At 54.2% G+C, this 25,690-nt stretch carries 21 protein-coding genes; 5 read left to right on the forward strand and 16 right to left on the reverse strand.

Going from position 1 to position 25,690, the window contains the following annotated elements:
• Positions 1-7 precede the first annotated feature (7 nt).
• The 5 genes from JC200_RS02700 (at position 8) to JC200_RS24245 (ending at position 4,883) form a co-directional block, all read left to right on the forward strand.
• Positions 8-397, forward strand: a complete 390-nt coding sequence (locus JC200_RS02700; RefSeq protein WP_274434650.1) for a (2Fe-2S)-binding protein — start codon at positions 8-10, stop codon at positions 395-397.
• Entirely contained in the window at positions 394-1,635 is a 1,242-nt protein-coding gene (locus JC200_RS02705) for an NAD(P)/FAD-dependent oxidoreductase (RefSeq protein WP_274434651.1), read from the forward strand. Before JC200_RS02700 ends, JC200_RS02705 begins: the two co-directional genes overlap by 4 nt.
• Before the next feature lie 269 nt (positions 1,636-1,904).
• Positions 1,905-2,069 (forward strand): hypothetical protein, encoded by a 165-nt coding sequence (locus tag JC200_RS02710; protein ID WP_274434652.1) that lies wholly within the window; start codon positions 1,905-1,907, stop codon positions 2,067-2,069.
• A gap of 390 nt (positions 2,070-2,459) precedes the next feature.
• On the forward strand, positions 2,460-4,259 hold the full coding sequence (locus JC200_RS02715; protein ID WP_274434653.1) for a glycosyltransferase family 2 protein: 1,800 nt from the start codon (positions 2,460-2,462) through the stop codon (positions 4,257-4,259).
• A 258-nt stretch (positions 4,260-4,517) separates the two neighbouring features.
• Positions 4,518-4,883, forward strand: a complete 366-nt coding sequence (locus JC200_RS24245; protein WP_338000193.1) for a carbohydrate-binding protein — start codon at positions 4,518-4,520, stop codon at positions 4,881-4,883.
• 37 nt (positions 4,884-4,920) lie between these two features.
• On the opposite strand, the gene JC200_RS02720 is transcribed toward JC200_RS24245, so the two are convergent.
• From JC200_RS02720 to JC200_RS02790, 16 genes are all read right to left on the reverse strand, one after another.
• Complete coding sequence (locus JC200_RS02720) at positions 4,921-6,015, reverse strand: polysaccharide deacetylase family protein (protein WP_274434654.1); 1,095 nt, start codon at positions 6,013-6,015, stop codon at positions 4,921-4,923.
• A gap of 563 nt (positions 6,016-6,578) precedes the next feature.
• Positions 6,579-7,973, reverse strand: coding sequence for a DUF2325 domain-containing protein (locus JC200_RS02725; protein WP_274434655.1), 1,395 nt, complete (start codon positions 7,971-7,973; stop codon positions 6,579-6,581).
• 158 nt (positions 7,974-8,131) lie between these two features.
• The gene (locus tag JC200_RS02730; RefSeq protein ID WP_274434656.1) at positions 8,132-9,517 is read right to left on the reverse strand and encodes a peptide-N4-asparagine amidase; all 1,386 of its coding nucleotides are present in this window, start codon (positions 9,515-9,517) and stop codon (positions 8,132-8,134) included.
• A 2-nt stretch (positions 9,518-9,519) separates the two neighbouring features.
• The gene (locus JC200_RS02735; protein WP_274434657.1) at positions 9,520-10,398 is read right to left on the reverse strand and encodes a mechanosensitive ion channel family protein; all 879 of its coding nucleotides are present in this window, start codon (positions 10,396-10,398) and stop codon (positions 9,520-9,522) included.
• A gap of 108 nt (positions 10,399-10,506) precedes the next feature.
• Complete coding sequence (locus tag JC200_RS02740) at positions 10,507-15,495, reverse strand: anti-phage protein ProA (RefSeq protein ID WP_274434658.1); 4,989 nt, start codon at positions 15,493-15,495, stop codon at positions 10,507-10,509.
• 303 nt (positions 15,496-15,798) lie between these two features.
• The gene (locus JC200_RS24295; RefSeq protein WP_443111861.1) at positions 15,799-16,047 is read right to left on the reverse strand and encodes a DUF1932 domain-containing protein; all 249 of its coding nucleotides are present in this window, start codon (positions 16,045-16,047) and stop codon (positions 15,799-15,801) included.
• Positions 16,044-16,667: an NAD(P)-binding domain-containing protein gene (locus JC200_RS02745; protein WP_274434659.1), complete on the reverse strand. Its 624-nt coding sequence runs from the start codon at positions 16,665-16,667 to the stop codon at positions 16,044-16,046. Before JC200_RS02745 ends, JC200_RS24295 begins: the two co-directional genes overlap by 4 nt.
• A 27-nt stretch (positions 16,668-16,694) precedes the next feature.
• Positions 16,695-17,075 (reverse strand): RidA family protein, encoded by a 381-nt coding sequence (locus tag JC200_RS02750; protein WP_274434660.1) that lies wholly within the window; start codon positions 17,073-17,075, stop codon positions 16,695-16,697.
• Between the two features lie 47 nt (positions 17,076-17,122).
• Positions 17,123-17,812 (reverse strand): 4-carboxy-4-hydroxy-2-oxoadipate aldolase/oxaloacetate decarboxylase, encoded by a 690-nt coding sequence (locus JC200_RS02755; RefSeq protein ID WP_274434661.1) that lies wholly within the window; start codon positions 17,810-17,812, stop codon positions 17,123-17,125.
• Positions 17,809-18,531 (reverse strand): PIG-L deacetylase family protein, encoded by a 723-nt coding sequence (locus JC200_RS02760; RefSeq protein ID WP_274434662.1) that lies wholly within the window; start codon positions 18,529-18,531, stop codon positions 17,809-17,811. Before JC200_RS02760 ends, JC200_RS02755 begins: the two co-directional genes overlap by 4 nt.
• A gap of 143 nt (positions 18,532-18,674) precedes the next feature.
• The gene (locus tag JC200_RS02765; protein ID WP_274434663.1) at positions 18,675-19,322 is read right to left on the reverse strand and encodes a GntR family transcriptional regulator; all 648 of its coding nucleotides are present in this window, start codon (positions 19,320-19,322) and stop codon (positions 18,675-18,677) included.
• 60 nt (positions 19,323-19,382) lie between these two features.
• Positions 19,383-20,699 (reverse strand): MFS transporter, encoded by a 1,317-nt coding sequence (locus JC200_RS02770; RefSeq protein ID WP_274434664.1) that lies wholly within the window; start codon positions 20,697-20,699, stop codon positions 19,383-19,385.
• 210 nt (positions 20,700-20,909) lie between these two features.
• Positions 20,910-21,845 (reverse strand): DUF6282 family protein, encoded by a 936-nt coding sequence (locus JC200_RS02775; RefSeq protein ID WP_274436451.1) that lies wholly within the window; start codon positions 21,843-21,845, stop codon positions 20,910-20,912.
• A gap of 422 nt (positions 21,846-22,267) precedes the next feature.
• Positions 22,268-22,879, reverse strand: a complete 612-nt coding sequence (locus JC200_RS02780; RefSeq protein ID WP_274434665.1) for a glycerol-3-phosphate acyltransferase — start codon at positions 22,877-22,879, stop codon at positions 22,268-22,270.
• Positions 22,876-23,973, reverse strand: coding sequence for a glycosyltransferase family 2 protein (locus JC200_RS02785; protein WP_274434666.1), 1,098 nt, complete (start codon positions 23,971-23,973; stop codon positions 22,876-22,878). Before JC200_RS02785 ends, JC200_RS02780 begins: the two co-directional genes overlap by 4 nt.
• A 253-nt stretch (positions 23,974-24,226) precedes the next feature.
• The gene (locus JC200_RS02790; RefSeq protein ID WP_274434667.1) at positions 24,227-25,369 is read right to left on the reverse strand and encodes a hypothetical protein; all 1,143 of its coding nucleotides are present in this window, start codon (positions 25,367-25,369) and stop codon (positions 24,227-24,229) included.
• Positions 25,370-25,690: the final 321 nt, after the last annotated feature.

The following is a 25,690-nucleotide window of genomic DNA, read 5'->3' on the forward strand; positions in this document are numbered from 1 at the left end:
CACAGCGATGTTGCGGATCATAAACCACCCTATTCTCGGCCCGAAATCTACTGCATCGACCAACGCCTCACCCTCTCATTCAGCGAACGCCTCCACCGCGACCGGTTATGACGTCGCGACTGTGACCTTTACATTTGACAACCAGCTGCTGAAGGGTCTGAAAGGTGAACCAATTGCCGCAGCACTGCTCGCCAACCACATCCGCACCTTGCGCAGGCACGAGGAAACCGGAGCACCGCGAGGGCTGTACTGTGCCATCGGTCACTGCATGGAGTGTCGAGTGAGCGTGGACGGCACTGGGACCGTCCGGTCCTGCCTAACCCCCCTCGAGGAAAACATGGTCATCCATTCGGGACAGCAACTCCCCAACGCTATCACGGGGAGGGATGTCGAATGACCACCCACGAAGACTACGACCTCGTCATTGTCGGCGCGGGACCTGCCGGGTTGTCGGCGGCCGCTTCTGCAGTTGAGGCGGGCCTATCGGTCGCGATCGTCGACGAATTCCCCGTGCCAGGCGGGCGCATGACAGGGCAGTTTCACGAGGAACGGGACGGCAGTTGGTGGGTTGGCAAGCGTGTTGCCCACAACTTGATTGAACGCAACAAGCAACTCGGCGTGCGCATCCAGTGCGGGAAATCTGTGCAAGGCGTCGAGCGAACCAACGACAACTGGCGCGTGCAGTGCTCGGAAACTACCTACCACAGCCGCTTTCTGCTCCTCGCGACGGGCGCGTCGGAAGTGCCTTCCCCCCTGCCTGGCTGGACCTTGCCTGGCGTCATGACAATTGGCGCCGCCCAGGTCCTGACCAACGTCCACTATGTAAAACCGGGCGAGCGCGGGCTCATCATCGGCGTCAATGTGCTAGCGATGGCGATCGCGCATGAACTGGCAGTCAGCGGCGTAACTCTCGCTGGAATTGTTCTGCCCCCGAAAACGACATTTGCCAAAGAGAACGCCAGTCCAGCCGCTGTCCTGCAGTCTCTCATGCAGTTTGCCCACATGGCCCCATCTTCTTGGATGCGCTCTGGCAGCAAAGTGCTATCCGCCATGCCGAACCTCTCTACTTTCGCACTCAAATTTATCCGAAAGTCCGGTATCGACCTGTGGGGCATGCCCCTGAAACTACGCACGACCGCACTTCGCATACAAGGGACTGATCACGTTGAGTCCGTGCTGCTGGCTGACGTCACCGCAGACGGCACCATCGTCCGCGGTTCCGAGCGAGAAGAGCGAGTCGACTTCGTCGCGATTGCAGGAGACCTGGCACCATTGGTTGAACTCGCCGGTGTCGCCGGTGTCCCATTCACCTTCGTCCCCACACTGGGCGGATACATCCCGGTTCACGATGAGCGTCTGCGCACGCCGCTCGACGGGTTATACGTAGCTGGGAACATCACCGGCGTCGAGAGCGCCCTCGTCGCGATGGCGCAAGGAGCGCTCGCTGGCACCGCGATCGCTGACGCAGCCTCTTCCCTCGGCGTTTCTGGGGAGGCTAAGGTGCAACAAGCCATGCAACACGTCAAGGATGTACGAGCATCGGCCGTGATCCAGTTCCAACCAGGCATTGCGGAGACTCGTCAGAACTTGTACGACAAGACATCTGCGGTCGTTCAGTCTGAAACCGAGGGTTAAACGAAACGGTCTCCCGATTCCATCAGAGAACGACTCACAAAGTTCACCAGCTCAGGTATCACGAATTGCCAAGGGTCCGCTGCCGTCAAGCTGCTACCTGTCGACTGTGTCGGACCCGCTCTCACATGAGGAACGTCCGCCTTGGTTGTCGGATAGGAACAGAACAGGCGGCCCACGCATTACCTATACACAATTGTCGCGTGATTTTAACGAAAATTCAATGTTTATGGTATAGTGTTAACTCACAGACAGATTGTGGAGGGATTGACATGGAGGAAATGTTTGTGGTTTGGTTTTCTGACGGGAATGGTTGGTTTGCGAGCGAATCAATGACTAAGAAAGACGCTGACGTATATGCGGAACAGTTGAAGCAGGAAGGTTTGCAGGTTCGAGTCCATCCGCGTCCCCATCCGAATCAGCATAAATCAGCGTAATCGTATTACGAGGCCCCAATGCAAAAGTCATCCTCAAAGTCAGCTACAGACGAGCCGTAGGTTCTTTCTACGGCTCTCTCCGCCCCGTTTTCATTCGACTGCGATAAATTTGCATGAATTCAGCTCACTGACCTTGTAGCCAATGTCGGCTCCGTCTGCCGTGAGCATCCACGACTGATACACCAGGATGAACAGCAAAGAAACTGTATCTCATACTCGCCCCTTTACTCTCAGGAGTATACGCAGTAGTGAGCCTCGATGATGCATGCCGGGTAACATACATCTCGTGGACGGAAGCGTTCTAATTCACCATACTGAACCCATAGATTCTATATAACGAACAGACGAGTCTGCACTCTTATTTCTTCGGAAAGGAGGTTGTCTCGGGAGATGTCACATACAAAACCCAGGACTCATCGCAGTTGGAAACGGCAATGGGGTACCGAACGACGCACAAGGCCGTTGTCGATACTGCATGCCAAGCCGTCGACTCAAAAAATCGTGTTCAGTCGCTTGGCAATTGTTCTGACGGTCGCCCTTTGGGGCGCCTATGTCCTAACGACCATCATACGTAGATACTTTGATGGTCCAAGTAGCTATCAGTTCACACTGGAGGCCATCGGATACCTGCTGATTTTCACGTTGCTTACATTTTCTGCGCTTATGTATCTCTTGGCACGCCAGGGCGCCTACCAGCGCTTTCGTACACATGTGCGCGTTCCGCGGGCCGAAATTGACCGGTTCTTCGAAAAGAACCAACCAAGTATCACCGTGTTGGTTCCGTCCTATAGTGAAGAGCCAGATGTTGTGCGAAAGACATTGCTATCGGCTGCGCTACAGGAATACCCAGAGATGCGAGTTGTCCTTCTTTTAGATGACCCCCCCTATCCATCAGATCCGGTTGTCGCATCTCGCCTCCACGCCACTCGCCAGTTGGCTGAAGACATCTCCGACTTATTCGCTGAGCCCCGTGAACTTTTCAACAGCGCGTTTTGGCAATTCAACTTCACTCAACCCTCAGTGTCGCAGGTTAGTCTGGAAGTGACAAAGGAGTTGGCGAGAAACTACGCTTGGGGAGCCACCTGGCTGGAACGTCTCGCCAAGAGAGAAGAGATTGTTGACCACGTCGGGGAGTTCTTTGCCCGTCAAGTAGTATGCGGTTTAGCAAAGGAACTGCGTATCGTGCATGACGCCTTAATGGCCTCCTACCACGAAGGCGCGCGACTTGGCTTTGCAAGGGTCAGCCAACTGTATCAACGTTTGACCTGGATATTCAGTACTGAACTTTCTGTCTTCGAACGAAAAAAGTACGCCTCTCTGTCTCATGAAGCAAACAAAGCCATGAACCTCAACTCCTATATCGGTCTGATGGGACATACCTATCACCAAGTAGAGACGCCAGATGGTCCAATCCTTGTGGCAACCACTGAAAAGCCCAGCCGGGATAGTCTATCCTTTCCAGATAGCGATTTCATTCTTACGCTGGATGCAGACTCCATACTTCTCCCGGAGTATTGCTTGCGTCTTGTCTACTTCCTGCAACAACCAGACAATGGTCACGTTGCGGTAGCTCAGACTCCGTACTCTGCGTTCCGCGGGGCTGCCACTCGTATTGAACGGATTGCGGGCGCGACGACAGACATCCAACACATTTTGCACCAGGGTATGAGCTACTATAATGCGACCTTCTGGGTTGGGGCGAACGCAATCATCCGAAAAGCTGCATTGGATGACATCGGCGAAGCAGAGTGGGTCGGTGGCTTTGAAATCCGCAGGTATATCCAAGACCGTACGGTGATCGAAGACACAGAATCCAGCGTGGACCTGGCGATACACGGGTGGACGCTGATGAACTATCCCGAACGCCTCAGTTACAGCGCGACACCGCCTGACTTTGGCTCGCTCATTGTACAAAGAAGGCGATGGGCCAACGGCGGTCTGCTAATCCTACCCAAATTGTGGTCTTTGATGCGAAACCATCAACGGCAAGGCAAGTATCTATCACGGGCCGAGGTCCTACTGCGTATGAACTATATGGCCTCGATAACTTGGTCTAGTTTTGGCCTTATCTTTCTGTTAGCCTACCCTATTTACGGGCAACTCCTCAGTCCATTTGTTCTCCTTGCTGCGTTGCCATACTTTCTGGCGATGGCAAGTGACTTAAAATACAACGGGTACAAAGCGCAGTGACATATTCAGAATCTACGGCTTCAACTTAATCCTGCTGCCAGTGAACCTAGCAGGCGTTCTGAAATCAATACTGCAAGCGCTCAGCGGTAAAAAGATCCCGTTCGCGCGCACTCCAAAAGTCAAAGAGCGCTTTTTCTCAGTGCAGGACTGATTACGAAAGCTGACCCGATATCTGCCAGCCAACGGACACCAGACAACCCAGCAACGAGCCCCTATCAGATATGGTCGCCAACAGGCACCTATCTCGCAGGCGAAAAAGTGGTTTGGCACCACAATGTCTATCAGGCAAAGTGGTGGACGCAAGGTGACGTTCCCGACAACCCGGTTTTGCAGTCATGGCAAACACCGTGGAATCTCATCGGACCAGTTTTGCCGGGCGAAAAACCGATTCCGCAGCCTACCGTACCGAAGGGTACGTACCCTGTCTGGTCAGGCAAGGCAGTATATCAAGCAGGTGATCGAATCACATTCCAAGGGACCCCATATCAAGCAAAATGGTGGAATCAAGGGGACAGCCCCGCTGCGGCATCATCAGACCCGAATGGTTCTCCATGGGCGCCACTTACGCAGTCTCAAGTAAACTCCATAGTATCGCAATTGCACCAAAGGCACGGAAGCACATAGCAAGGGCCACGGGAGCCGGTGCACTGGCATTTACGTACTAATAGTGCCAAACCTGGACGTACTGTGATGGGGCGTGCCACGTTGGGTTGTTTGCCGTATCAGTCGCGATCTGACGAATCGTCGAAATCAGGCCTGGCGCTGTGAAGTACGGTGAACCGGCATCAATCCGATAAAGCGTCGTGGGATTGGTGTGCTGCAGAATCCCCCAACCGAACGAAGCCGTAAACATGTACCGGTAACCCGCTTTTTGCAGCACGTGGACAAAGCTCGGATTGTAGTCTCCGAACGGATAGCACATAGCGTCGACATTTGGCTCATGTAACCTCGTCATCAACTCTTGGCGCGCTCGCGCAACATCCGCATAGACGCGCGCATCGTACTGAGCCAAACTCTCGACACTGCCGTTTGCTGGGTTGTAGAGCCGCGCCACAGAGGCGGGCGACGTACTATGTGGGCCGACTTGCGCACCGTAGTGGAGGTTGTACGTCTGTGGCTCGACTGCGACAAGGCCACTGTCGTACATCTGCTTGACCTGCTGCCAGTTCAGAGATTGGAACAGCCCTTTCTTATGGGGGGGTGACAGCCAACGAACTATGGCAAATAAAACTGCAGGGTCCTTGTACTTCTTGAGCATCGGATAAACCGTCTGATAGAAACTTTCATATCCGTTGTCGAAGGTGATAAGAACCGCATTATCAGGGATCGGAGCGGAACCTTGCAGAAAGGAGATGACTTGTTGTAAAGATACCACATGGAAGTTTTGTTGCCGCAACATCGCCAGTTCTTGCCCAAACGTAGTTGGGGAAATCACGTCGCCAGGCAACTTCTTTGCCTGAACATCATGGTACATGAGCGCTACAACCTGATTCTTGTAATACACAGGCGCAGAGTTCAGGGTAGCAGGCGAAGTCTTTGTAGTCGAAGTCGATCCCGTACTCCCTGACGAAGAGATGGAATGAACCTTTTGCTTTGGTGGAACATGAGGCGGGCTCGGTTTCCTTTTCACCGACCCGTATCCGCTCGTCGGAGTGCTCGGTAGGGCACCGTGATTTAAAGCCGTTGTGGTTATCCATGCGCTTGCGCCAACAACGAGCACGACCGCAGGACCGAGCCACCTCCACAATTTACGCATACCATCAGTCAACCTCTCCCAGAGTGTTCAAAGGGCACACTTGCTGTTTGCGATTGTTTGCAATTCTTTCCTCTATAATACCACCTCGTACAAATCGTAGAAATACTCTCCATCATTTGTCGAGCAACAACACCTCAAGACTTCCGCCCTCCGTACAGAGTACTTCAGCCATCATTGGTTCATACACGTCATGGCGTTGTCACTTCGAAGGCAGGGTATAAAACCGTGATCAGACACAGTCAACCTAACCATGCTACTCTCTTCGCAGAGTTAAGACCGTACCGTTGTTCGGGTTGCGCCAGCCTAAGTAACCGAAAGACGCTGGCGTTTGGAAGTCCTCGGTACAACCTTGACTCTTACAAAACTCATTATAGGCTTCATAGATTTCATCAAGCGTATCAGCATTAAGTTTCCTTAGCCTGCGTCCACCCATATAGACTCCAAACCGAAGCTTCGCCTTAGAGAACTTGAACAACACAGAAATCCCCTCTCGACGCCGTTGTCGAAATCAGAATACACCTCAACAACACATAATGGCGATGGCTTTTCCCCCTACAGGCCTCTCATAGTGTTGGCACGCGTTCCGCGTTGCGCCGCAACTCCAGCAGTGCCGACTCCGCGGCACGGACAACCGTCGTCTGTGACTTGACCTTCACGTGTTTCCACACGTACTGTCCTGCTTTCGCCAGTTCCCTGACTCGCCAAAACGCCCGATGACCCATCTTGGTTTCGATCGTGATAACACATGCTGCGCGACGAAGCAGGTTCTCCAACTTCTCTTGCTGCTCAAATCCGTTGTGCCAATGCACCCGCACACCTGGGCGCTCCAGCGCCATTTGATACCGGGTCGGTGAGTCTCCTCCGACAATCACGATGTCACACCCGTCCTCTCCCCGCTCAAGCGCAGTCCTACCCCCTTCTCGATTCGGATCCACTTGTGCAGTCCGCACCCGGCGCAGCGCTCGTCGGCCAGGGACTCTACGAATCGATGCGGTCCGCCCAGCAGGCCGACAGTCGAGCGGTGTGATGGCGATACTACCGTCCGACCTGTGGGTCAGTCGCACAGCGTCTCCGTCTGACACGACCATCTCCACGTCGGTTGAAACGCGGTAGACAACGTCCGTGTCGTTGATGTCCTGAAACCAGTAGTGCTCACCTTCTTGTCGCACGTACCCAAGACCCTCGTAGTCGACAGTACGGTCGTCGAAGGATGTAGCGACTTGCCCGGATGATTCAAACGTTGCTTCTCCCGCACCTGTTGAGGTCTCAGAACTGAGTCGCTCCAATGAATTTTCCGAAGCAGCTTCCGGCACCACGTCAACAGCAGTTTGGGTCAGTACGCTGCGCGCCGGTTGTTTCGCACGCAGTTCAACCACAGTCGTTTCGGCCTTAATGACCCGTACACGCATGTCCTCAAGCTCTCTCTGCAAGGCCGCAACGTGTTGCTCCGACACGAGCAGTTGCAGACGGTATTGCGCCGCGGTCTTGTCGGCCCGCTTCAGCTTACGGTTCATCGTGTCCAGTTCTCGTTGTGTCTTAGACTGCTGCTCGCGAAGAGAGAGGAGTTCTTGTTCATGATGTCGATTGATTCGGCTCAACTTGCGAATCTCCACGTCTTTGGCACTGCGCTCCTCTTGCAGCGATTCGACCGACGTTTCCAAGCTCCGAATTCGCTTCTCCAACTTTTTGACATGTTTAATGGGAACGTCTCTGCTCGCCGACTCAACCGTACTGGGCCGGTTCGATGCTTCTCGCGGTCGACATTCTTCCTCAGTTTCCTTCTGCGTACCCGTAGTTGCGTCTTGTTGCGAGATGTCCACGGCCTCGCCCCAATCCAACGCCCTCTTCCGATCGCGCCATTCCCCTCGTCCCGTTCGTGAAGTTGTGAAATTTGGTGCAGCTACGCTCAACAGGTGTGCCACCTGACGCCGGTCGTTCGCTGTCATTGTCGTTTTCATCAACCATCACCATCCTCGTAGTAGCAACATACACCCCTTGGGTGACAGCCTATGTCACCCACTTTGCGCATTGGACCGCTAACCGAAAGAAGCAGAAAGGCGCCCCACCCGCGCCTTTCTGCTTCAAGCTTGCATGCTTGATTCTACGAATGATCCCGCTATTGCCCCATGTTGCCTCCGACCTGGTCCGAAATGACCTTACCCGCGCGGGCGATGAGGACGCGGTTGTACCTCTCTCCGAGCGAGTTTGAGTAGCGGGCATAGGCAGTCGTGGACCCGAGAGCGACCTGCTTCGAGCCCGCCCCAGTCTGCATCACCGCGTAGCCTTGTATGTTTTCGTACTCACTGCTGCTGTAGAGGACGCTACCTCCCCAGGTTACCCTCTGTTTCTCCTGCATGGTCTGTGTTACGTTTGCTGGCAGCGTGAAGTTGCTCGATGTCGTGTCCTGGATGTACCCATCCGCGGCGTCCAGTGTGTACATGCTCATCGTGTGCCAATCCATCGTCGCCACGTGCTGGCCGCTGACACGCGAATCGGTGGTGACAACCTGATTCCCGTGGACGAGCCCAAAGTAATTTGCGGTCGTATTCGTCTGGTCATTTGAGAACTGCAGAGACTGCTGCACTTGCGCGGTCCACGTGCTGTGACCGGTAGTGATGGTGCCAGCGATTGTGTAGTTGCGGTTGGCTGTTTGACTGGTCAGCACGTTGCCGCTGCCGTACGCAGGAGTGTTGGTGGTCGGTGCGTTCGCTGGGAACGTGAGCGTGTCCTTTGTGACGCTGCCACTCGTCGTCACACCGGGTGCTTCTGTCAAGAACAACGACCCAGAGACCAGCCAGTAATCCGCGTTGTTCTGCACCGTCATCGTAATCGTGTGTGTCCCGCCGCTCAGCATGCCGGCAAACGGGCCCAGGTCAACTTGATAGGCGGGAATGTCCATCGTGTGGATGCCGGTGACAGGTCGCCACAACATCGGGTTCACACCGCCTGTGTAGATGTACGGTTTCGGCCAGACTATGCCTGCCGGTTTGCCGTCAATCGAAACCTCGATCTCCCGAAACGCCGGCACTTCGCCCCACCAGAACTCATCGTTAATCTGCGGAATCAAGTTGACCTTGAGGTTTGCTGCCACCAAGTCACTCGGCAGACTGACGGTGCTCGTGAAGGTGGTGTTGCCATTGCTTGGCGAGTGCAGTGTGGTCATGCTAGGGCTGGACTGCAGTGGCAGGATTTGTGTCTGAAGACCGTGAGCGAACAGAGCGCGCGGATGAATCTGAAGCGGGACGCCTACCGCGGGGACCTGCGCCCTCGCCGAGCGGTTCCATGCAGCCGGGTAAAAGTCCAGGGTGATGGAGACATCCGGTATCCCATTGTAGGTGCTGTTCGGGTAGTTGTCGACCTGGCTTGTAAACACCTGATTGCCCTGCAAAATGGGCAGGTAACTGGTGACGTCCTTTTCGACCCTCCATGCGATCCCGGCCTTCGTCGGCTCGGGAGTCACTCCGGTGAAAATTTGTGTGTTCCCAGCGATTGGGGCAGTCATTCCTACTCCGTGCCGCGCACGCTGCCGGCCCGCACCTCGTCCTGTACCTCCGTCTGTGCGCCGTTTATCCAAACAATGTTCTGAAACGGAGGCTTTAACGCACCAGTAGCAAAACGTTCCTGGAGTTTCTTATAAGCCAAGCGCTGGACCGAAAATTCACCGTAGGGCTTGCAGCTAACCGTCGCCTCGATGGTGTAATCGGACTGGTTGAGCGCATTGACACCCAGCACCTGGATGTCCCCCAACGCATTTCCGTCCTCACGCACCACTTCTTCCAACACTTCTTGCAGCGTTTCAAGAGCTTCTTCAGCGGCGGTACTGTAACTGACATTGAAACTGATAACCGCCAATGAAGGGGCTTTTGAAATGTTGATCACTTGGGAAATCGTCCCGTTGCGAATGTAGACGGTCTGCCCTGTCCACTCCTGAATCGCCGTGATGCGAGCGCCGACAATGGTCACGCTGCCTGTAATGCCGTTGATCTCCACCCAGTCACCAATGCCATATTGGTCTTCCAACAGGATGAAGAACCCCGTGAAGAAATCCTGGATCAAATTCTGAGCTCCAAAACTGATCGCGAGTCCAGCCACACCTGCACCCGCGAGTAAAGCAGCAATTTTGACGCCAAACAAGGGTAGAATGGTCATGATCAAGATGAAATAGATTGTGTATTTCACAACGTTCGTCAGCAGTGACTCGAGGGTTTTCCGCCTGCGGTCGTCGACGCTTTTACGAACCGCCAAGACCTGCCTAATCATTCGACTGGCGACGCGAATTCCAATCCACGCCGCAAGATAGATCAGAAATGCTAAAACAATGTGCCACCCAATGTGTACGAGCTGTGCTTTGTCACTGAACAAATAGTCAACAACCTGTCCCAATAACCATTTCTCCTCTCCCAGTTATGATTTAGTACATCACTAGAGAACAGCCCAAATGGTCCCGCGAGGACATCTGCCGCGTTGGCTTGGCAGTCCGAAAGGGGGGAGTTACTCCCCCGCCCGCACGTAGTTCACGCCTTCCAGGCGTACGCGGCCACTCTTCTGCAGCGAAGCAAAGACGTGCGCCAGGATGTCCCGCATGTCCTGCGTCACCCGCAAAAATCCAAGTGCACGGCCCGTGTCAGCAATGAGGTCTTCCTCCGAGTAGCCATAGGCGCGGTCGATCAGCGCCATCATAGCCGCGGCGATCTCGCTCTGTGCAATGAACTTGATCTGCTTCTCGTACGAGGGTACATCGGCCCGTGAGCGCATAGGCGTGCTGCTTTGGTTGGGAACGGACAGGATGTCGCCGTCTACCTTCACGAGCTGTTGGCGTGTCGCGTACCGCACGGCTTTGTCATAGGCCGCCCGGATGCGGTTGCCGATGCGTTTAATCCCGCACGCGTCGGCGATTCGCCGCACTACCACGTCCGTGTGAACGGGGCTTTCGGCCGCAACAACCTGAGCAATCCAGTTTGCCCACTGACCGACTGCAACCTCGTGCAACTCAACGCCGAGCGGCGGAATCTGAAGCGTCGCAGCGACGTACGGCTGCGTGACAGCGCTGACAGCTGGCGCTGCCATGACCTGCGCGACTCCCGAGCCACTTGGCAGTGACGCCGCACCTGCCTCCGCCGTGTCTCCGGCCAGCCGACGAACTTCAGCCTCTGCCGGCCCGCGGCGTTGTGGCCGTTCTGTTTGCTCCAGGCTCTCCCGCTGTGCCCACTCCTTCGCTTCATCAATTGCGGCTACCAGTTTCTCGAGTGCCTTCTTGCGATCGTGGAACCAGTCTGTGCTCCAGATTCGGTGCAGGGTCCAGCCGAGCCCCTCCAGCACCTGCTGGCGCAGCCTGTCGCGGTCGCGCGCGCTGCGTGAACTGTGGTAGGTAGCGCCGTCGCACTCAATGCCGAGGAGGTAGCGGCCGGGGGCATCCGGATGGACCACCGCCAGGTCGATGAAGAACCCGGCGGAACCGACCTGCACGTCGACCTGGTAGCCGAGCCGCACGAGTTCGTCGCGCACCGCTTCTTCAAACGGAGAGTCCATCTCCCGCCCCGTGCTATGTGGCATGTCTAATAACCCGGTCTCGCAGTAGCGCAGGAACTCTTTGAACACGCGCGTACCTTCGCCTTTCGTCCGGTGCAAATCGATGTCGTCCGAGTGCAGGTTCGTGAACACCTCGCAGCGCACACGCGCACGCGTGATGAGCACGTTCAGTCGTCGTTCGCCGCCCGCTTTCCCAAGTGGCCCAAAGCTCATCGCCAGGTAGCCGTCTTTGTCACGGCCGTAACCGACGCTGATAAAAATGACGTCGCGCTCGTCGCCCTGCACGGTCTCTAGGTTTTTGACGAAGAACTTTTCACCGGACACTGCAAAGAACGACTCGCACGAAGATTCCGCCCGGCGTAAGCGGTCGACCTCGTCTTCGATCGCGTCCGCCTGCGCGCTGCTAAACGCCACGACGCCAAGGGTTTCGTCCGTCTCGCCGTGTACGTAGGCACGCGCGTGCTCCATGACGGCCTCTGCGACTGCGCGGGCTTCGAGACGGTTGGTGCGGGACTTGCCGCGGTCGTACGCGGTGTCGTCGAGTCGGTGCAACACCAAGCCCTTAGCGGTCGACTGCCGGTCGGGACTCGGGAACACGACCAGCCGCCCGTCGTAAAACTCCGCGTTCGACAGCGCAACGAGAGACTCGTGCCGACTGCGGTAATGCCACCGCAGCATCCGCTCCGGCATCCCTTGGCTGACGCACAGGCCAAGGATGCTCTCCATGTCATTCGTGTGCACATCCGTGTCCTCGGCGTCTTCGTCGTCGTCCACTGCCGCGTCGAAGAAGTTGGTCGGCGGCAACTGCTTGCTGTCGCCAACGACCACCAACTGACGGCCGCGCAAAATGGCGCTGAAAGCATCGACCGGCTGCACTTGACTCGCTTCGTCGAACACGACGAGGTCAAAGTGCAGGCTCCCTGGCGGGAAAAAGGTCGCGACCGACATCGGGCTCGCCATAAACACCGGCTTCAGCCCCTGCACAGCGTGACCCGCGTTTGCGAGCAACCGGCGGATCGGGATGTGCCGCGCTTTCTTCTGCATCTCGCGGCGCAGGATGCCAAGTTCGCCGCCGCTCGATTCACGCGGCGGGACACGCCGCAGGTGCGCCGCTGCCGCGAGCTTCTGCGTGATCTGCGTCATTTCCTCGTCGAGCGCTCGAAACCGCTCCACTGTGCCCCATTGCGCGTTGCCCGCGAACTCCGCGAGGTTCGGGTGCCGTTTGAACACCACCTGTAGCAGTGCTTCGTACCAGCGGTACGTCACGGCATCCACGAGACTATTTCCGGCATGCCCCCACGAAGCTGCCGTGCGAACGACTGACCCCAGGCCCGCTTGGTCACAGCGAGCGGTCAACAAATTCCATCGGACCATCCCGGACAGAGTCCCCAACGCATCTTGCCATTGGCGCAACCGCTCGCTGTCCGCCGCAATGTCGCCGGTCAGCCCACCGGTCCCCGCACCGCCGGTCGGCACGCCACTCGTGGGCCCGCCGCTGCCGATGTCTGTCTGCCGGTACTGCAGCGCCTCGACGACAGACTGCACAGACGTGCGTGCCTGCTTGAGCGCTGGTTCGAGCGACGCCAACGTGCCAGTCGCAGCCGTGCGAATATCCGCCCGAGCGAGCAGGCCCAGTGTCCACGCTGGGATTTCTTCGCGCACGCGCAGTTGCTGCAGATTGACCATCCACTCGATGAGCGCAGCACACGTCAGCCAGTCCGTATCTGTTCCTCGCCACTTGTTGCCGAGCAGCTTTGTCAACGTTTCGTCGTGCCGCATCACGCGTTCCAGCGTTTGCTGGACGTAGATCACGTTGTTCAGCCACGCCAACATCTCCGCTTCCGGCTGCTTTTGCGGTACGCGCAAGCAAGCCATCGCTTGTGCACGTGCGCCTTTGTACTCACCAGACATCCGGCCAAACAATGACTGGTGCGCGACCAACTGCGCACGTACAGTGGCGAGGTCCTTTGTCCATGTGTCGGCGAGAAGGAGCGCGTCGTATTCCACCTTGAACTCGTGCACGCTGCGCATCGCTTTGATGACGTCCCGCCAAGTCGCGAAGTCGGTCCACGCAGTGTCGCGTACGTCGACGCCTGCCAAGTCTGGCGCCGTCGACAACAGGCGCAACACCTTGACCGCACCATCGATGCTAACCCAGGTGTCCTCGACCGGGATCGACAGGGACGCTTTCGCACCTTCCCACAGCGCGGCGAGGTCAGCGACGGTGTCCACAGCCTGCGCCAGAGCGCGCACCAGGGCCTCGTAGTTTGCGCCAGTCACGGTCTCAGTCAGCGCACAGCCCCAAAACGGGTGCTGCTCCGGTACGCCAAGTTCCTTCAAGAACGCCTGCACGTCGCGCAGCACGTCCCGGTGCGTGACGAACGCCTCCCGCGTCCAACCGGTGTCCACGTCAAACACCGGCCAATTCTGCGCAGTCGCGCGCTCCTGCCACTGCACGAGCTTACCCATCGCCGTGTACGGCGTCACACCCGCGTCGCCCATCGGCTGGTGGAGCACATCGATGTACTCGTTAAGCTTGCTGCGCTGCATCTTGTACTCTTGTTCGTTCGTCTCAGGCGCTCCCGCCGTTCCGCGCAACTGCCACGTACGGTCGAGTTCGGTCAGGAGCTGGCGCTTGTTCGTCTTGTTGCTGTGTAGTTCAAGGCACGCCGCGCCGAGGCCTACCTTCTCAAGGCGGCTCTTCACCACGTCCAGCGCAGCCATCTTTTCGGCCACGAAGAGGACGTTTTTGCCATCGAGGACAGCCCTTGCGATCACGTTCGTGATTGTCTGCGACTTCCCCGTTCCGGGCGGACCCTGGATGACCAAGTTACGCCCGCGCGCCACATCGACGACGGCAGTCAGCTGTGAGCTGTCCGCGTCCATGACCGTCTGCATGTCGGCGAGTGGCAGGACGTCGTCGAGGCGTGCATCCTCGCCGACGTCCGATGGTTCCTCCCGAAATCCCCCGACGAGGAGGGACGCGAGGATATCGTTGTCGAGCGGATTCGCGTCGTCCGGCCAGAGGTCCGCCTCCAGGTCGCGGAACATCAGGTACTTGCCAAACGAGAAGAAGCCGATGAGCAGGCGGTCCGCATGCACGGCCCAGCGCTTCTGCTTTGCCACAGTGTGCGAGATGGCTTCGGTGTAAGCAGACAGGCTGCTCTCGTCTGCGTCATCTAATTCCAACGCTGGCAACAGAAGCCCAAAGTCGGTCTTCAACTTGTATTGAAGCGAGAGGTTCTCGACGACCTCTTCGTCAGAGTACTTGACTGTAAAATTGTCCCGAGCCGTGTCCCGTTCTAGCGTCACGGGCACGAGCACCAGCGGCGCCATGAGCGGCTTATCGCTCGACTCCGCCTCATACCACTCAAGAAACCCCATAGCGAGAAACAACGTGTTCGCGCCTTGTTCCTCCATGGAGGTTCTCGCCGTGCGATAGCTGTGGAGCAAGCGGTTCTTCAGTTGATCCGCTGTGTACGGGGCAGACAGAATGCGCTTGCCATCGCCATTCGCCGCTCTCGCTGTGCCTCGGTCTTGCGATAAGTTGTCCGATGCCATCGCCCGAGTGCGGTGTGATTCCCCCGAAATCCCATCTTCCCCGTCGGTCTCCGCGTCATCCGCAGCCTCTTTCTCCACGGTGGTCGCAAGGAAAGTGATACTCGCGTGGTGGCGCACCAAGTGGTTGTAAACTTCGCTAATCGACTGGTCCTCGAGGTTCACACCCAAGCTTTTGGGCATGCGAAAGTTGAGCATGTTGTTGCGCAGGGTCAAATCCAACAGATCCCGCCTAGCCTCCCGCAATTTCTCCTCGACCGCGGTGCGACGGACGGGATTGGCCCCAAGAGGCCCACCGCGTCTCACGGAATCTACGCCGTGAATCGCTGATTGTCGGGCAGTAGCGCGCCGATCCGCCTCGTCCCTGATGGACTCACTTGGCACTGAACTCATCTCACCCAACGCCCCCATCCCTCTCGTCTCTCAGCAGTCTACGTTCGGTCCTTGATACGGTATGACCGATAGCGCCAAAATCCGACATTATTTGTTCCTACGCTACATGAGATTACAAGAATGGGCAAGGAGGTTGCGGAGTCACTTATTGACACAGGAGGGAGCTATCTCTTGTGGAGGGTGTTCGGCCTTTGAACAATGATTTAGCTGCATCTCTACTTTTCCAGAGCAACGCACATGCCTGTAGAAGAAGCGCAAAGGCACCCACAACTGCATGGGTGCCTTTTCATCACCTGGTTGGCATTATTGTGCTGAAGATGCTCGCAAGGCGGCAATGACGCTCTGATATGATTCTGGTAGTCGCCCCTCAAATCGTGTATTGGCTCCAAGCGACGCTGACCAGGTGAGTCTTTGAGCAGCCCCTAGTGTTGCCATGGGTTCGAGCCCCAAATCTGCAACCATATCTGCTGCCTCCAAGAGTTCGTGCGCGCGACGCTCCCCATGCATCATGTTTCTCGTGATCAAATAGTTAGCAAGCTCAGATATCGTCATGTTTCTAAAGGAAGCATCCGCGGATTCCAACACCTGTTCTGCGACACCCAATTGATCTGCAGCCAAGAGAGCCTCGAGGAACAACGCTTCATGCCTTTAATGATCACGCTGCGACACATTTTAATCCCCGCAGCAGACCCGATTTCACCGTTCACTACTTCGATGTTCATACCGAACGGCATTAATTGAGCAGCAAAGTCATCGGCGCCTGGTCCATCGGAGAGCATCGGGACTTTATGGCGTAAGGGCGGCACCGCAGACATCACAGCGACGCTTGCAAATTTGACCTTACCCTGCCCAAACACTTCCGCAATTTGCTGTTTCGTTTTCGGCGAACACGAGTTCAGATCAGCATAAACTACGTCATGTGTGACATAGGTTGCGAATTCTCTCGCGACTGGCAGAGCAGATTTTGCCGTGACCAAGGAAAGGACAAGCTCACTCAAGTCTGCCAGTCCCTGTAAGCTATCCACCAAAATTGCGCTTGCTTGTTGAACTCTATGTTGCAGTGCGTCACTTCGGTACGCGTCGTACGCATAGACCTGGTCTACTCCGGATTCACGCAACCCCGTAGCAATCGCGGAGGCTGCTTCTCCAAATCCGATGAACCCAATTCTCACGATAGTTTCCCCCATCCTAACGCGGAGTCACAACACCGCCGTCAGTTCAATCTGGACCCTCAATCCATCCCTGAGGTCCTGAACCGTGGTATGTCTTGCGGGGCGGTCATTCGCATCAGGGAACATCTTCTCCCACTCGACGTTGACGAGCCTTTTATATTCTCGATGGGTCATCAGGACGCTCAAGTGGGCAATATCACCCACGCTACCACCGGCGAGATCCATAATTTCCCTAATGTAGTGAAAGAGATTCGCAATTTCCTCTTCGACCGTCCGCGGCATTTCACCCGTGTCCGGGTCAGATCCGATGATAGCCGACGTATATACCATGTTCCCAATCTTGATTGCAGTCGGAATTGGATTTTGGTGGTTAGAGCCTTTCACATGTAAAACTTCCCTCTTCGCCATTGATCATTGCACCTTCTTCATGTGAATGGCACCAAGACCATGTTGCTTCATTCGTTCGATTCCTCGACGTAGACTACGCCGAGAGCTTTAAGCGTTGGCCTCAGATTGTAAATGTCTAATCCAAGTTCCCCAGCCGCCAAGCGAGCCCGTGTCATGTTCTCCTTCTCTACCCGCGCCTGCCCTTTCTCCACGGCTTGGGGAACGTACGCCTTTGGCACACAGACAACTCCGTCCGCGTCTGCGATGATAACGTCCCCGGGATTGATAAGAGTACCGGCACAGACAACCGGTACATTCACCGACCCTGGTGTTGCTTTGACTGTCCCCTTCGCGCTGATGGCCTTCGACCAAACGGGAAAGTTCATATCCGTAATTTCGGCTGTATCACGCACACCCGCGTCAATGACTAGGCCCCTGACTCCGTGTGCCCTAGCGGAGACGGCCAGTAGCTCACCGAACATGCCATCCGTATTGTTAGACGTCACAGTGACAACTAGTACGTCACCTGGCTGGCAGACCTCAATGGCGGCGTGAATCATCAAGTTGTCCCCAGGGTGACTCGAGATGGTCACAGCCGTTCCACACACTCTCATCTTCGGATCAACTGGCCGCAGGTACGGTGACAACAACCCTGTCCGTCCCATGGCCTCATGGACAGTTGCCACCCCGAGCTCGCCCAATTTCTCAATATCCACTTGGTTCGGTCGCGTAATGTTTTTTACAATTCTATGGCTCATACCAATTCACTTCCCACAGTTGGGTAGATGCGCTGATAAGCCTCCGCGTGCACAATGGACTTGTCGCCGCCGTTGCGCACTGCTTGGGAGCCCCGCCGCTTAGCAACGTCCGTGTAGTAGTTCCACAAGTGCTCCTGCGCCTCCATGCATTCCATCGCCTGACGCTTGAGTTCGAAAACTGACGTAATGTCGAGGAACGCTTGGATTTTGAAGTCGCACTGTTCGGGCTGATGTGGTTCATACAGAAACACCGGAGGCGCACCGATAATCGGGTGCTCGGACGGATAACCTTCCGCCTGGGCCAAAATGCGGCATTCAAGCACAAAGTTCGTTGTACGAGGGTGGTCAGCGTTGTACGGGTCTTCGAGGGAGTGCGTTAAAATAAACTTTGGCCGGTGCTGGCGAAACTCCTGAACAATGGCGTCCTGCAGTTCCTTCGTAGGTTCAAGCGGATAGTCCCCAACGTCAAAAAAGCGAATTTCAGCACCGAGTATTTCAGCTGCTTTTCGCGCCTCAGCTTCACGCTTTGCTTTGATTTCTTCCAACGTTTTTCCTAGTTTCCACAGTTTTGCGGACTCACCGCGTTCTCCATAAGAGAGACACAACACCCTGACTCGGTATCCCTTTTGATGATACAGCGCAATGGCTCCGCCTGCCCGCCATACAAAATCTGCGGAATGAGCGCTGATGACAAATACCGTCTCTTGTTGCTGGGTCATAACTTGTTCTCTCCCATCTGAAGTCAGGTAACATTGACGTTACACAATCAAGTAAATAATATAATATACTATATTGTCAACAATTTAGTACACAATGTGCCGTCCGTTGTTTTTGCACGTATCGGGACCTATTACTTCCTGTGTTATGTGATTTGCCTGAGCGTATCTGTCACATGCGACAAATGAAGTCTCATGGCTGTCTCAGCAGCCTCTCCATCCTTGTTCGCAATAGCCTCCACAATAGCGCTGTGTTCAGAAAATGACCGCTCGGGCCGACCTGGTGCCAAGATGGTCCGAAACTGAAATCGCACATTCTGCGAATTCAACATTTCCAACAACCTACTCGCCGTTGGATGCTTAGCGATTTTTACAATTTTCTTGTGCAAGGCGCTGTTGGTCTCCGAATACTTAAGCAGGTCATTGCCTTCATAGTATTTTTTCATTGTGGCCACAATCTGGCGAAGCTCACTGATATCCTCGTCAGTCGCTCTATTCGCCGCGTGACGGGCAATCATACCCTCCAGAGCTACTCGCGTCTCCAGAATCTCAACGGCTTCCTCTTGCGTGACTAGACGAACCCGTGCGCCGCGGTAACGCTCGCGTTCAACCAAGCCCTCGTGCTCCAACCTAGCTAACGCAGTGCGAATCGAAACCCGATTTACATGAAAGGCGCTCGCCAAGTCATTTTCAATAAGGTGTTGGTTTGGCAGGTACGTACCATTAATGATCAATTCTCGAAGGCGAGCGTAACACTCGTCTTCTGTCAATTTCTCTTGTCCGATTGTGTTCATGAGACCACCTTTGCCCAGACAGCTTTCGCAACGCTCGCCTACATCATACCATCAGTATGGTTAATCGACGATTGATTTACCACGCGTCTCCGGACCAAGCAGGCTACCCACTAAAATCAGCACACCGCTTACTACAAGAAGCACGATTCCCGTGTCAGCATAGGGCATGAAAGACTTTAGCCCGAGCATGTAGAACGATGAAAAGGATGGAATGACAATCCCAAGGCTATAGCCAATACCGTACCCAGAGGACCTCACCCGTGTGCTGAATCTCTCTGTGATATAGGCGCTCAGCACCCCGAATACGGAGTTAGTCAGAATGAATAGCACCGGAAGAATCACCCAAAGCGTGTCTGGCGAACTCTTCGCTGCAGACAGCATCCACAGAAATATGAACGGTGCAATAACAATATTGATTCCACCCATGATCGAAAGCATTTTCTTTCGACCAATTTTATCACTCAGATATCCTGCTAGAATGAAGGATCCGAGCATTAACATGTTCGCTACAATCTCTATCGATGTAACAAGGCTGCTAGAAACGTTGAAATCCTTTTCAAGCAAACCAGGAATCGGGACTTCAGTAGAGTTCGTCACAAACCAAACCCCCGTCATGACGATGAATACTTCGACAAGGCGGCGAAAGTGCGCGCCAGAGAACAGTTCCTTAAGAGGATACTTAATTTTCTCAGTCTCCCTCCACAGCGGGGACTCTTCGATTGTCTTATAGTAGTACGTCCAAAGGATGAGAGCTAAAATCACTTCAACAGCAAATGGTATTCTCCATCCCCACACGCTATACTGTCCGGTCGACTCCGGGAAAATGTGTAAACTGATGAGGGTGACTACCGAGATTGCTGCGAACGCAACTCCAGTCCCGCCATTAATAAATCCGCCTAACATGCCTCTTCTGCGAGAAGGAGAATTCTCCATCGCCAAAGGCGTAGCCCCCGTGTATTCCCCACCTAAAAATACACCGTCAATAAACCTCAGAACCGCCAAAAGCGCAAGTGATGCCATGCCGATGCTTCGATATCCTGGCAGGAGAGTCATGAGTAAAGTAACAATTCCAAACCCACCAACTGCCCAAAGTGTTGTTTTGCGCCTACCCCACCGATCACCCATATGGCCAAAAATAAACGAACCTAAGGGCCTTCCTAGCAGGGACGCGGCAAAAGTAACATAGAACCATGTTAACGCCGTGGAGGCAGGCATACTTTTAGCTTCGAAGTATGTCAAAGCGGGTCCAAGCGCTATCGTAGGTAGGTAGACATCAAAGATATCCACGGTAAAGCCAAAGAATGCAGCCCAAACTGTTCTACGCCCTTCTGGGGTCAGGGACTGATTTTCAGTCACTGTCGCAACAACAGAAGCCACTATTTTCACTCCTTATCAAGGTTATGTATTTTGTGAATGATATCGTTTTCACACAAAGCTATTCTAGGCTGCCCCTAGACAATCACTACCCTTTCAACGTGGCTCCACAGCATGATTCGCGGTCTGCATCATGTGGAGCAAAGCGATGGCTGAGCCGGTTTCCGACGAAGTGCGCAGCGCGAGCACCGGCTACGCCTGACAACTCCTTACCTATGAAAATCGACGCGGGACGAGGTCAGGTTCAACCATTCTCATAGTGTTTTCGACCATCATTGTCCTCACATCATCCAGAGTAAAACCCACGTCCAAAAACCGATTCGCATAGTCTACCAAGCCTGCGGAAACAGGTGGATTGATCGTCTGTCCCAAGTCAGTGGATAAAATACAATGACTCGAACCCACGGCCTTGACGGATTCGAACAACAGGTCCCACGAAGCCTTATTTGTGTAAAAGGTCGTGTAACTGTGCTCAATAAATGCCCCCATTTCGCTAAGTGCGACCTGGTCAGGTACAGACAAATTTTCCGCAGGGTAGAGGGCGTGGGTTATGATGATTCGCCGCACACCGAGGTCAACGGCGACAGGAACTAAGGCGAATATTTCGTCACGACTCAGGTGGCCAGTTGCCAGAATCATGTCGTACTCAGCGATTAACTCCAAGCAAGTTTTCACGTCTGTTCGAATATCGCCATTTTGATCGACCACTGTCAGAGGAGCTGGCGCGATGCCCCTGGAGTTAATTTGTCGCTGTATTTTGGCCCAAAATGGAAGTTTGTCCGTTACCGGCGTGTCAATTCTCCCTGCTTTTTCGTTCTCCGCATCAAAAGTCGGCATCCAAACAATTCTTCCCTTTGATCTTCCAGCGATATCTACCAAGACAGGATTAAAGCCACCCACTGTGTGGTTTAAGACCACAGAGCCGAAAACCGATATGCCGGGAACGGCCTTATTCACCACTTGGGCACGCTCCACCGTAGGGTAGTAATGAGACTTTAATACAAAACCCTTAAAGTCATTGTCCAAAAATTCCTTTGCGAGACTAATATCGTCGATGCGTCGTTCAACCAAATCAGGTGCAACATGTAGATGAAGATCATAAGCACCCTTTAGTAACTGCAGTGTCTTGTTAGAGCCATTCACGGACATCAACAACATCCTCCTCCTAAGATGGGTCCCATCATTGCCAAACAAATGTGTCCTGCTCTTATGTCACCGTTTACACTCGGGAATTGTCACACAATTGCCGGCGGATTCATTATCATATTAGTTATCTATATTGTCAACAATAAAAATAACAATTTAATTAACTTAAACAGACAACTGTACACAGAACGATTGCGTTTTCAGAGGCTCCGTTATGATCACCTATTAATAGACAACCTCCCTAGGTTCTATAAGCCCTCTTCGAGGCACCTATTGTGTAGTTGGAACCACCAATCATATACCGGCACCGGGGCTGTAACTCGTCCAATTGATTTAGTTGGAACTGAACTCCATTCTTCTTACCTGTATGGGATTGTCAGAATGGGCAAGGCAGTTGCGGAGTTACTTAATGGTACAGGAGGAAGCTATCTCGCAGGGGTTGTTTTGCCTTTGAACAATGCTGCCGCCGCATCTCTGCTTTTCCAAAGGAGGATGAGGAAGTTCCCAAGCCAAATCCAAAAGAATGCCGTGGGAGATTTCGCAATCAGTAGGTAGAGGGATAACAGCAGAAACCCGAAGGTGGTTTGCATCCCATCCTCCGTACTCGTCGCGGCCTTTCCCTTGTGGACCCTGACCACGAGGAACATCAGGGCCAAGATGATTGCGAAGCAGATAGAAGCCCGAAACATTGTGAGAGCACTCCACACGCCAAACGTGACAGCCAGGCTCTTTCCTCCCTTGAAGCGCAAAAACGGTGAAAATGCGTGGCCGATGACGGGTGCGAGGGCAATCGCGACAAGCTGATATCCCGAAGCGAGTCCAGCATGCAAAATGAGGAAGATTGGTAGATACCCCTTGACGAAGTCGAGCGCAACGCCGAGGAGACCCAACTTGAAACCGGCGCCTCTCCAGAGATTAAAGGCACCCGGATTCCCGTCTCCAACCCCACGCAGATTGACTTTCGCCAGCAAACCCAACCAGTACGAAAACATGAGTGATCCCGAAAGCAGACAGATGCAGGTCAGCACCACGGTCATAATCTGCCACCCCCGACGTGTATGTACCTGCCTTTCCAGACGACCCGCTTGCGAAACACGGCCTGGTAGGTGGAGTATCCGACAACGACGAGAAAAAACATTGTCGATAGCAAGTGGCAGACGGGATGCAAGAGACCGAAACGCCCCGCGCTCCGGTTAAAGTACAGAAATTGAATCGCATATAGCACATAGCCGACGAGCAAAAGCGGATAGTGAGCGATGTGTATAAACAGCAACGACAGTTGCGAGACAAGCAGACCGATAATCCACAAGATAACGAACAGCAGGGTGAACCCATGGAGGGAAGCCGTGCTTAAGATGGCACCCTTCGAGAATCCCTCGACCTCACTTCTCATTCCGCCGGAATACATGCGAAAGGAAACCAATCCACGACCGATATAATTCGTGACTGGAATGCCTGCGTTTTGAAACCGCGCGCCTAAATTCAAGTCATCAAGCATTTCCGACCGAATACTCTCGTGCCCGCCGATTGTCTCATAGTCCTTCCTCGAGACCACGATGCAGGCACCGTACACACCTTTCTTCGTACTTCGTCTTTCAAAGGGCGAGCCAAAAGCAAAGATGCCAAGCACATTGAATACCATAGCGAACTTCTCGTAGAACTTTTCTGCCAAATGGTATGGAACGACAGATACGACTCCCCCTTCCCGGCTTTGTCCTAACAGCAAGGACTCAACGGCCCGAGGAGCCAAGCGGACATCCGCGTCCAAAAAGACCAAAATATCTCCGTCAGCATGGAGATATCCGTTCCACAAGGCCCAGTTCTTCCCTGTCCATCCCGTTGGGAGCTCTGGTGCACGATACACTTCAACGCCGTACCTTTCGCCAATCGTAGACGTGCCATCGCTAGAGTGGTCATCCACCAAAACCGCTTGGTCAGGACGCGTTGTCTGAGTTGCCAGCGATTCAAATAGCCGAGGGAGGTTTTGTTCCTCGTTCCTCGCAGGAATGATGACGGATATTCTACCACGCGGCACAGGTCTTTCGTCGGGAATCGGCAACGACTTTCCCCTGAATAGAACCAGGCCACAAATGAGGCCCACCAAAGGCACCAGCAGTAGCGTTACGAACATATCGACCACTTCCTACTGAGAGGACATCCGGAACCACTACCGCGTTTCAAACCCGGCCTGTTCTCTATACGTTTGTATGCACCACTGCAGAAAAAGCCACGGACAATGTGGCCCGTGGTTTCAAAATTGTGGGGTGTATCCGTGGTGCGGTACTAAAACCATTATCGTTTCTTCGCCGCAGGACAAGAAGGCTCAATCGGGTCATTACCGCATGCAATGTGGACTAGTCAGTTTGTGCCATGGGATCCTTTGATCAGGTTAAGACACCTTTGATGCCCATCACCCACAGCACGATATACAGCGTCTGAAACACCGCTGACATGGAATACACCGGATATTTTAACTTGAATTTCTCTGTGAAGAGCGCCATCCCAATGTAGATGGGCACGCATTCTGCGACAAATCTTGGAACGCCCTGGTATGTCGTGTAACAGTTCGCCAGAATCGAGGTCAGTAAGAGGTATACACCCAGATATCTCAGTTGTTTATCTTTTAATATATATATGGAAACGATAACGGCAAACAGGGATGACAGGATGCTAAGAAACGGTATGGACCATCCTCCGTCTGATGTCAGGACAGGGTGACGAAACCAGTCGTAGGTTGAATGAAACGGGTACGTCAGAAACCTTCCCCATGTCGCCTGTATCTTGATAAAGGCCAAAGCATACCCAGTTGACAGGTAGCTGATGACGGTCATGGTTGCATATCCTACGGCAAACAGCGGAAGCAGGCAAGACCGTACGATTTTCCTTGCTGTTGACCACCCGGAGTCCATCCACAAGCGGTACAAAAAGGGGACAGCGAGCAACACGCCAACAGGCCGTTCCAAACTCGCGATTCCACCAACAACTGCAGCCCAAGCCCATTTTTCCTTGTCAATCAGAATGAGGCAGACCACGCTCAGAAGCATGAACAAACTCGCAGCACGATACGCCATGAAAAATGGCAAGAGTGGAACCAACCCGACGATGATGACTGACGTCATGGCGACCCGCTCCGACAACGTATCCTTCATCCACTTGTACAGCAACACCATAAATGCGAAGAAGGAGATATTGCTGATGGCCATGCCAATGGCAACCATGTGCACGGCTGGAACGAATACATGGATGAACTTTGTCAGCCATGGATAAAGCGGGAAGAAGGGCCAATTGGCTTGTTGAGCGAGTGTAAAGTGCCCGTGGTCATATCCGGATGACGCAATGGAGTAATACCACAATGAGTCGGAGACAAATAGCGTGCGGTGCAAATCATGATATAGACCGGCAGAGTCATGAGTCAGATATCCGATGAGCCAGGCGATTAGAGCATAGGAAATGCGCGGAACCATGAATATAAGGAACAGCTTATGCAAAGCATGTTTGTGCACATAGGTTAACATCGAATGAAACAACTGTTCACCTCTTCTTGAGGAGGCACTCTGTAGCTCTATGGACAAGATGGCACTTTTGGCGCCAATTCGCAAGGTCTCCCTTGGGGATGGGGATGGGGTTTGAACAGGTTGCGGACTTTCCTCGGCGAGGCTGAAAGTCCGCGTTGAAACAGTGACGTCGGCGGAGCGGGGCGCTGTCACAGACGACAGCGAGACCTCATCGGCACCTGCTGAGTCAAGTCCTTTTCTGGTTCATCCTCGCCGGCAATGGGCGTTTCATTTAAGATTGCTCGCTCAACACGCCGCTCCTCTCACACCGCGCGAAAGCGTATTCATAGCTCC

Source organism: Alicyclobacillus sp. ALC3, assembly GCF_028751195.1.
In the GTDB taxonomy this organism is placed as follows: domain Bacteria; phylum Bacillota; class Bacilli; order Alicyclobacillales; family Alicyclobacillaceae; genus Alicyclobacillus_L.

Excerpts from the sequence above, each read along its gene's own strand:
- JC200_RS02700 (WP_274434650.1), top strand. The coding sequence starts at position 8 with ATGTTGCGGATCATAAACCACCCTATTCTCGGCCCGAAATCTACTGCA.
- JC200_RS02705 (WP_274434651.1), top strand. The coding sequence starts at position 394 with ATGACCACCCACGAAGACTACGACCTCGTCATTGTCGGCGCGGGACCT.
- JC200_RS02710 (WP_274434652.1), top strand. The coding sequence starts at position 1,905 with ATGGAGGAAATGTTTGTGGTTTGGTTTTCTGACGGGAATGGTTGGTTT.
- JC200_RS02715 (WP_274434653.1), top strand. The coding sequence starts at position 2,460 with ATGTCACATACAAAACCCAGGACTCATCGCAGTTGGAAACGGCAATGG.
- JC200_RS02720 (WP_274434654.1), bottom strand. The coding sequence starts at position 6,015 with ATGCGTAAATTGTGGAGGTGGCTCGGTCCTGCGGTCGTGCTCGTTGTT.
- JC200_RS02725 (WP_274434655.1), bottom strand. The coding sequence starts at position 7,973 with ATGAAAACGACAATGACAGCGAACGACCGGCGTCAGGTGGCACACCTG.
- JC200_RS02730 (WP_274434656.1), bottom strand. The coding sequence starts at position 9,517 with ATGACTGCCCCAATCGCTGGGAACACACAAATTTTCACCGGAGTGACT.
- JC200_RS02740 (WP_274434658.1), bottom strand. The coding sequence starts at position 15,495 with ATGAGTTCAGTGCCAAGTGAGTCCATCAGGGACGAGGCGGATCGGCGC.
- JC200_RS24295 (WP_443111861.1), bottom strand. The coding sequence starts at position 16,047 with ATGACGATATCTGAGCTTGCTAACTATTTGATCACGAGAAACATGATG.
- JC200_RS02750 (WP_274434660.1), bottom strand. The coding sequence starts at position 17,075 with ATGGCGAAGAGGGAAGTTTTACATGTGAAAGGCTCTAACCACCAAAAT.
- JC200_RS02755 (WP_274434661.1), bottom strand. The coding sequence starts at position 17,812 with ATGAGCCATAGAATTGTAAAAAACATTACGCGACCGAACCAAGTGGAT.
- JC200_RS02760 (WP_274434662.1), bottom strand. The coding sequence starts at position 18,531 with ATGACCCAGCAACAAGAGACGGTATTTGTCATCAGCGCTCATTCCGCA.
- JC200_RS02765 (WP_274434663.1), bottom strand. The coding sequence starts at position 19,322 with ATGAACACAATCGGACAAGAGAAATTGACAGAAGACGAGTGTTACGCT.
- JC200_RS02775 (WP_274436451.1), bottom strand. The coding sequence starts at position 21,845 with ATGTCCGTGAATGGCTCTAACAAGACACTGCAGTTACTAAAGGGTGCT.
- JC200_RS02780 (WP_274434665.1), bottom strand. The coding sequence starts at position 22,879 with ATGACCGTGGTGCTGACCTGCATCTGTCTGCTTTCGGGATCACTCATG.
- JC200_RS02785 (WP_274434666.1), bottom strand. The coding sequence starts at position 23,973 with ATGTTCGTAACGCTACTGCTGGTGCCTTTGGTGGGCCTCATTTGTGGC.